The following is a 1662-nucleotide window of genomic DNA, read 5'->3' as shown; positions in this document are numbered from 1 at the left end:
CGACGGGAAACGAAAAAGCCCGGTTTAAAACCGGGCTCGAACAAACACGCCTATTGACAATGGCTTTCTCATATTAAGACGATATGAGAAAGCCATTTGGGCCGCCTCCCCCGCGGCGCAGCTTCTTTCCGCGGGCTCGGGATGCCACAATGGGCTTTGAGTATCGGCCCGTGCGGTAGCCCTTACCGCACCTGCGGGGAGGAGGCTTCCCATGCCCCATGTTACCTCCATCGGCCTGGACGTCCACGCGCGATCGGTCGCCGCCGCGGCGTTCAACCCCTTCACCGGCGAGGTGGTGCACCGTGACTTCGGGACGGACGCCGCCGAGATCGCGGAGTGGGCCCTCGGGTTCGAGGAGCCCAGGGCCTGCTACGAGAGTGGCCCCACCGGCTTCCACATGGCGCGCGAGCTGCGCGCGCTCGGCCTCGACTGCGCCGTGGCCGCCGTCTCCAAGATGCAGAGGCCGGCGGCGGACGCGCGCCGCAAGAACGACCGGCGCGACGCCGAGTTCATCGCCCGCATGCTCGCCACCCACAACATCGTGGAGGTCCCGCTGCCCGATGCGGCCGTCGAGGCCGCCCGGGACCTCGACCGCGCCCTCGACGACGCCACGGCGGAGTACCGCCGCGCCAGGCAGCGACTCAACATGTTCCTGATCAGGCTGGGCCACGTCTGGGACGAGCGCAACGCCGACGGGACGAGGAAGGGGTCCTGGACGCGCGCCCACTGGAGGTGGATATCCGGGATCAGGCTCGAGGGGCCCCAGCGCGACGTGCTCGAGTACTACGTCACGGCCGCGAGGTGCGCGGAGTCGGACCGCCGGCAGCTCGAGAAGAAGGTGTTCGCCCTCGCCCGGACCGACCGGTGGCGCCCGGCCGTCGAGGCGCTCTCCTGCATCAAGGGAATCGACACCCTGACGGCCTTCAGGCTCGCAGCCGAGGCGGGCTCCTTCACGAGGTTCCGGACGGCCCCGGCCTTCGCGAGCTGGTGCGGGCTGGTCCCGTCGGAGCGCTCGAGCGGCGAGACCGAGCGGCGCGGCGGGATAACCAAGACGGGCAACCGGCTCGCCAGGACGGCACTGGTGGAGTCGGCGTGGCACTACCTGACGTGCACGCCCCGCCCGAAGGCCCCGGCACCCGGCGCGGACGTCCCCGCGGCGATCCGGGCGCGCGCCGACGCCTGCACCGCCAGGCTCTGCCGCCGCCGCGAGGCGCTGGCGGCGGCGGGCAAGAGCTCGTGCAAGGCAAACGCCGCCGTCGCGCGCGAGCTCGCCTGCTGGGTCTGGGAGATCGGGCGCCGGGCGGAGGGGACCCTCGGCTGACCCCGTCGGACAACAAGCCTCCCGCCGGGAGGGCCCGCGCCTCGACGCATCGCCGGCGCGCGTTCACGAGCCCTTTTTGGGCAGCCCAAGGGCCGCGCCCGTGAACAAGACTGGTTTCGGACGAGCGCGCCGGACGGAGAATCGAAATGCGGTGGGGTGCGCGGACATACCGGGCTGACCGCCGGCAGCGCGCCCGCAAGAGCCCGCGGATATTAGCTTGCCAGGCAAGCGTCGACTAAACGTGCAGCGTGCGCGGGCCCTCCCGACGGGAAACGAAAAAGCCCGGTTTAAAACCGGGCTCGAACAAACACGCCTATTGACAATGGCTTTCTCATATTAAA

At 69.8% G+C, this 1662-nt stretch carries 1 protein-coding gene; it reads left to right on the top strand.

The features are described from left to right. The first annotated feature begins 211 nt into the window (after positions 1-211). On the top strand, positions 212-1321 hold the full coding sequence (locus tag ABHU32_RS09995; protein ID WP_346979816.1) for an IS110 family RNA-guided transposase: 1110 nt from the start codon (positions 212-214) through the stop codon (positions 1319-1321). Positions 1322-1662: the final 341 nt, after the last annotated feature.

Origin of the sequence: Collinsella aerofaciens (assembly GCF_039758965.1) — a bacterium.
In the GTDB taxonomy this organism is placed as follows: domain Bacteria; phylum Actinomycetota; class Coriobacteriia; order Coriobacteriales; family Coriobacteriaceae; genus Collinsella; species Collinsella aerofaciens_BR.
The sequence above is the reverse complement of the archived record's forward strand: the minus strand, read 5'-3'. Positions and strand labels throughout refer to the sequence as shown.